At 37.3% G+C, this 6,603-nt stretch carries 5 protein-coding genes; 4 read left to right on the top strand and 1 reads right to left on the bottom strand.

Annotation, left to right across the window (positions count from 1 at the left end; all coding sequences use genetic code 11):
* The 4 genes from ABWO41_RS14175 to ABWO41_RS14160 form a co-directional block, all read left to right on the top strand.
* The coding region (locus tag ABWO41_RS14175) for a cadherin-like beta sandwich domain-containing protein (RefSeq protein WP_353139339.1) at window positions 1-795 on the top strand (795 nt) is incomplete at its 5' end.
* Between the two features lie 100 nt (window positions 796-895).
* Window positions 896-2,419: a polysaccharide lyase 6 family protein gene (locus tag ABWO41_RS14170; RefSeq protein ID WP_353139336.1), complete on the top strand. Its 1,524-nt coding sequence runs from the start codon at window positions 896-898 to the stop codon at window positions 2,417-2,419.
* A 54-nt stretch (window positions 2,420-2,473) separates the two neighbouring features.
* Entirely contained in the window at window positions 2,474-3,904 is a 1,431-nt protein-coding gene (locus ABWO41_RS14165; protein ID WP_353139333.1) for an alpha-L-fucosidase, read from the top strand.
* 80 nt (window positions 3,905-3,984) lie between these two features.
* Window positions 3,985-4,842, top strand: coding sequence for an alpha/beta hydrolase family protein (locus ABWO41_RS14160; protein ID WP_353139330.1), 858 nt, complete (start codon window positions 3,985-3,987; stop codon window positions 4,840-4,842).
* Window positions 4,843-5,225: 383 nt separating this feature from the next.
* Here ABWO41_RS14160 and ABWO41_RS14155 read toward each other — a convergent pair.
* Window positions 5,226-6,603, bottom strand: a 1,378-nt coding sequence (locus ABWO41_RS14155; RefSeq protein WP_353139327.1) for a hypothetical protein, incomplete at its 5' end; no start/stop codon positions are given.

Here is a 6,603-nt window from a genome sequence, read left to right as displayed (position 1 = left end):
AAATATGAAAAAAAGCCCGGTACCTCAACTAGTGGGCCAGATCAGGTAAGTTTGTGGGTTTATGCTCAAAGTGATAGTCAAAGTAGTACTGAAACAACTCCTATAGCAACTAATAGCGCCGAAAGCACAGTTAGCAAGAAAGATATTCAGGGTATTGGTTTCAGGACAATGGAAACTTCATATGATATTGTTGTTGATAATATCAAAGCAGATTTAAGTTGGGCTAATGTCCTTACCGCAGTTGTATCTCTTCCCGTTCAATTAACTTCATTCTCAGGACAAAAGCAAAGCAACCATATCCAATTGAACTGGACTACTGCATCAGAACAAGGAAATTCTCATTTTGAGGTATTACGTTCTGAAAATGGTAAAAACTTTCATGTTTTAACCACAGTAAGCGGGAAAGGTACCACTACGCAAATCAGTAATTACAGCTATATTGATGCAAATCCATTGCCGGGAACAAACTATTACCAATTACGTCAGGTAGATTATGATGGAAAATCAGAAAAATCTGATATTATAGCCGTTAAAAGTACTTTAGAAACAACAACGGATATGAGTATCTCTGTCCCTTCAGATCAGGATTATATAAAACTTTTCATTTTTTCTACAGTAAATGAGGCAGCAGAGGTACATATCAACGGAGTTTTGGGCAATCATATAGCATCTCAGAAAATTCATCTAACAAAAGGCGAAAACGTTGTTCAGGTACCGGTGAAAGCTGCGAATGGTATTTATCTGGCAAATCTTGTTTCAGAAACGCAGCATATCAGAGCGAAATTTGTGAAATAGATTATGCCAATACAGCTGAATAAAAAGCTAATTGACAAAAATTGATTTCAACAATTAATTGCTTGCTTTATATAGGCAACTAATTATTAAAATAAATACGATGATAAAGGTAGCAGTAAGATATTTTCTGATTTTGGTGTTATTGGGCGGAGTGATTTCATGTAAAAAATCAGATAAGGAAAAGAAAGACGACGATTCAGGAGTTGTAGTTCCGCCTCCGGGAGATGGTGATGGCGGTAATAATGACGGAGAAGTAATAAAATGTAAATCATGCAAAGTAATTACATCTGCAGCAGAACTCTCAGCGCTCACGCTTAGTGCAGGCGACAGTGTGATGATGAAAGCAGGAGATTGGAATAACCAAAGACTCGTTTTTAAAGGAAAAGGAACCGCTCAGCAACCCATTGTACTGATTGCAGAGAAATTAGGCGGGGTCATTATGAAAGGAACCTCCTCTTTACAGATAGATGGTGAATATTTAGAAGTAAATGGCTTGAATTTTAAGGATGGACTGGCACCGGCAAATGTGACACTTCTTATAGCTTTTACATCCTCTTCTAAGGGATGCAGACTTACCAATACTTCGATTGTAGATTATAACCCTGCTTCTGCTACTACAGATTACCGTTGGGTATCTATAAATGGTACAAAAAACAGATTAGACCACTGCTACATTAAAGGCAAAGCCCATCAGGGTGCTACGGTAGTTATCTGGGGTAGAAACTCTTCTCTCGAACATCGTATAGATCATAATTATTTTGGTACCAGACCCGATCTTGGAAACAATGGAGGGGAAACCATTAGAGTAGGAACCAGTGACTATTATTTAAGCGAAAGTAATGTCATTATTGAAGAAAATATCTTCGATAAATGTAATGGCGAAACAGAAATTATTTCTAATAAAATGAGTAAAAATATTATTCGGAATAATCTGTTTTTCGAAAGTCGCGGGACCCTGTGTCTGCGTCATGGTAATGGCACAGAAGTCTATGGGAATTATATAATAGGTAATAATGTTGCTGCTGCGGGTGGAATTAGAATTGTAGGAGAAAGTCATCTGGTATACAACAATTACATTCAGGGTATAACTCAAACCGGGCAATACTGTGCTATTTCTTTATTAGATGGAGTACCAAATGCGGCTCCTAGTGAGTATTTTCAGGTTAAAAATGCAAAAATTGTAGGAAACACGATAGTTAACTGCTCTCAAGCTTTCGAGATTGGAGCAGGCAAAGGCGGGAACGGACGTACTGTACCACCTGCAAATTGTACTTTAGCTAATAACCTGGTACAGCAAAAGGTTGGTGCTACTTTGTTGAAATTGGCAGATACACCAGAGAATTTCACATATGTGGGTAACATGGCTTATGCCGTGGGAGCTACCATGCCACAGGGTTTTGTGCAGATAAGTCAACAGCTGGGTATTACTGTTTTTGGTACTTATGAGCCACAAAGCGGTAGTCCTGCTTTTGGTGCTTTTCAGGGAACTTTTCCTTTTTATACCTCTGCTGACGTAGGTGCAAAAGCATTAGATGATATGCATAAAGCTTTATTAAAATCCGAAGGAATAGGTCCTTCATGGGTAACAGGTTTAGGAAATGCACTAGTTATTAAGGCGCTGTAATATTTGTTAGCGATTTATCAGGAAGTATTTACAAATTAAGCTTATATTAATATTATGATTAAAGCATTTTTCTCTCTTATATTTTCAATTTTATTATTTACGCAATCAATATTTGCACAAAAAGAACTGTCTAAAGATGAAAAGATGAAATGGTGGCGGGAAGCCAGATTTGGAATGTTCATTCATTTTGGAACTTATGCACAATGGGGAGGTCTTTATCATGGACATAAACAAGCCCGCGGCGGTGCAGAATGGATTATGAACCGAGCTAAAATTCCGGTTCAGGAATATAGAGATACAGCAAAAAACTTTAATCCTATTCACTATGATGCAGATTTTTGGGCAAGAATGGCTAAGGAAGCGGGTATGAAGTATCTTATCATTACCTCAAAGCATCATGATGGATTTGCATTATTTAATACCGGAGCCAGTCAGTGGAATGCACTTCAAGCTTCAAAATATGGTAAAGATCTGATAAAACCTTTAGCAGAAGCCTGTAAGAAATATGGTATAAAACTAGGTTTTTATTATTCGCAATCTCAGGATTGGGTAAATCCGGGAGGAGCTGCAGCAAGAAAACTAATGGCGGAGGGCTGGCCAAATCCCGATTCTACAAAAGTAAATGCATATACAGAAGCACATCAGGGGCACTGGGATCCGGCACAGGAAACAAAAACTTTCGATCAGTACATTAATGATGTTGCTATACCACAAGTAAAAGAGCTTTTAACAAATTATGGTGAAATATCAGTGCTGTGGTGGGATACACCTATGAAAATTAATGACCAACAAGCTACCAGGTTGCAAGATGTTCTAAAATTGCAGCCCAATATCATTACTAACGATAGATTAAAAAGACCAAATTTCCCCGGCGATACAAAAACTCCAGAACAAAAAATTCCGGATAGAAAGGAACTGGATGGCAAAGATTGGGAAACCTGTATGACAATGAATGGTAGTTGGGGTTTCAAAAGCTGGGATCAGAACTGGAAAAGTTCCGAAACTTTGGTGAGAAATCTTATCGATATAGCCTCAAAAGGAGGAAATTACTTATTGAATATTGGTCCAAAGCCAGATGGAACATTTCCTAAGGAAAGTATAGATCGTTTAAAAGATATCGGTGGTTGGATGAATAAAAATAGTGAAGCTATCTATGCCACCAAAGCGAATCCACTAAATGAAGTTCCCTGGGGAAGAATAACAACTAAACTGGATGGAAAAAAAGAAAGCATACTTTATCTGTCTGTATTCGATTTACCAAAAAGTGGAACACTGTCCTTACCAGATTTAAATGCTCCGATAAAATCTGCAACCCTTTTAGCAACAGGACAAAAAGTATCTTTTAAGAAGGCTAAATCCGGATATGATCTGCAATTGAAATCTTTAGCAGATAAATATGCTACTGTGGTAAAAGTGATTCTGAAAGAACAAATAAAAGATAAACATTTTTCCGGTTCAAATATGAAAACCGGAGAATTGGATTAGTAGCTGTGAATAGTTTTTAACTCGATTTTAAGACCAGAGGGGGGACTCTTCTCTGGTTTTTTATTGCAAAAATTTGTGAAATGAAGATTTATTTTTTTGTGTGTCTGCTACTGATCTGTTTATTAAAACATGATGCCAAGGCGCTGCAGCTGGCGGGGCAACCAGAGAAAGGTATAAAATTCGATATATTCTCTGAGATAGAAGAGGAATTAAAGTATAGTGACTTCCATGGCTTCACCTGTGCAGATTTTCTATTTCAGAGTAGAAGAGCTAAAATAGTAAAACCACATTTTGTAGCTAAAGGCAGACCCTGGATATGGAGAGCCCGGTTTTGGGGGCATGAACCACAAACAGATATTGCGCTCTTAAAAGAAGGCTTTCATGTCGTTTATTGTGATGTCTCCGAGTTATTTGGTAATAGAGAAGCAACCAGCATTTGGAATAACTTCTACAACTTTTTGAAAAAAAGAGGCCTTGCGAAGAAAGTTGTATTGGAGGGAATGAGCAGAGGTGGCGTATATATTTATAATTGGGCTGCAGAAAATCCTAAAAAAGTAGCTTGTGTATATGCGGATAATCCTGTTTTAGATTTGAAAAGCTGGCCCGGAGGTATGGGGAAAGGTCCCGGGAGTCGAAAGGAATGGAATACATTTTTAAAAGATTATAACCTGACAACTGATCAGGAAATAAAAGATTTTAAAGGAAGTCCTATAGATAAGGTTCAGCAAATTGTAAAAGGAAGATACCCTATGCTGCATGTGTGCGGTTCTGAAGATGAAATTGTACCTATAACCGAGAATACATTCCCTTTCGCAGAACAGGTAAAAAAGGCAGGAGGCCATATTGAAATTATTATGAAACCTGGTGGAAAGCATCATCCACATAGTTTGAAGGATCCTGCACCAATTGTAGATTTTATATTGAAAGCTGTTAAATAAAATTATTGATGGAAGCTTATCACTATATGCGGGAACAATGAGATTCAAAATTGATTTTAAATTTCGTTAATCAATACTCTAAAAGGACTGACTGGAGAGATGTTCGAGACAGGTTGCTTATAAAGACGGATGAAACTCGGATGAAAAACGGATTAAACAGGGATAAAATAGGGAAATCATCCCTCTTTAATCCCTATTTCAACTGTGTTTAACTGCTGTTTAATTTGTTCTTCTGTTGAATCGTTTCTATATCAGGTAATTATCTAACCTAAATAGATTGTGAGCATACGTAAAACATGCATTTAGAAACTCTTGTATCTAATTAAACCATTAATGCGGTAAGATACATGTTGGTTAACTCATTAAACATAGAAAACTCAACTTTATTTAATTCCAGCTTCTTTTCTTTGGGCCTCAAAAAGAGACTTTGGAACTAATCCACTTTGATTTTGACCTTCCCATTCACCGTCAGGCCTTCCTTCCAACCTCCCTCTAAGTTTATTACCTGTAACACCAATAGCATAGTTTTTTCCCGAAGCCCATGGATTTTGTACAGTAACCCCTCTTGCCTTACAATTCCATAACACCTGGGTCACACCAGCCCAGCCATGTCCACTTCCCCAATTTCCTCTATCCTGGATATTTATTTCACCATCTGTAGTAATGTTATCGTATAAAGTTCCAACCGCCCACCGGTGATGTGGACCAATATCAGAATGTGTTTTAGATGATTTGCAATTATAGAAAACATTTGGTCCCAGTACTTTAGCCCCGGTCACATAATCATGTCTACCTTCTGTAGTCTCTAAATTCATGAAAAGATTTTGTTGTCCATTATTGTTGAAAGAATACCTGCGACCACCGGTGATAACAGAAATTGCATCAAAACATTTAGAGTCTAATACAGTGATGTTTTTTGCTCCCTGGCTTAGGCTTACACAAGAATATCCAAAATGTCTGGAAGTTAAATTTCTTGCCCATCCATCTTCGATATGATTAAAACCTACGGCAACCCATCCATGATCTTCATCAGTATCGCTGGTATAATCAGAATCGAATAAAATATGCTCTATACCAACCTCTGTAATTCTTCCGCTATAAGTGTATTTAAATATTTCTCCACCACCGTATTTTTTATCTAAAGCCATCATTACCGGATTATCAATGAAAATAGTGTTGCCTTCTATTGCTGTAATCTTACGTTCAAAAGATAGATTATATTCTTTGGCTTGCCATTGTTTAGTCCCTTGTCTTTCAATCATTTTATCCATCTGAATATCCTTTATCCATTCGGTAGTTCCCGGTCTAAAAAGGATAATCTTATCACCCGCTTTATATCCCGAAGCATCATTTACCTCAAAAGACATTGCGCCTGTAGGTACGTATGTATTTGTAATAGCTTGTCTTGTATTTTGTATTTCGGTAATTTTACCTTTCCCGGCTACTGCAATCAAGGTTCTTTGTCCTTTTCCAGAAGCAACCAAAATTGTACCTTTATCATAATCTCCCTCACCACGCAGAACAATACCGTCTGTATTAACATTTAAAGTGCCCGAAATCAAATATTTGCCTTTTTCTATAAGAATAGCACCCCTGAAACCATCTTTGTCTTTAGGTAGGGCTGAGACCTCGTCAATTGCTTTTTGTAAAGTTTCCAGGGCATCACCAGTTACTGGTTTTACTGTTTTTACAACTTTTACATTCGGAATTGCCTTTACACCATGATGATATCCTACTTTGCTGAAGTCTGGAATTATATTT

It is taken from the genome of Pseudopedobacter sp. (assembly GCF_040392825.1).
Lineage (GTDB): Bacteria > Bacteroidota > Bacteroidia > Sphingobacteriales > Sphingobacteriaceae > Pseudopedobacter.
The sequence above is the reverse complement of the archived record's forward strand: the minus strand, read 5'-3'. Positions and strand labels throughout refer to the sequence as shown.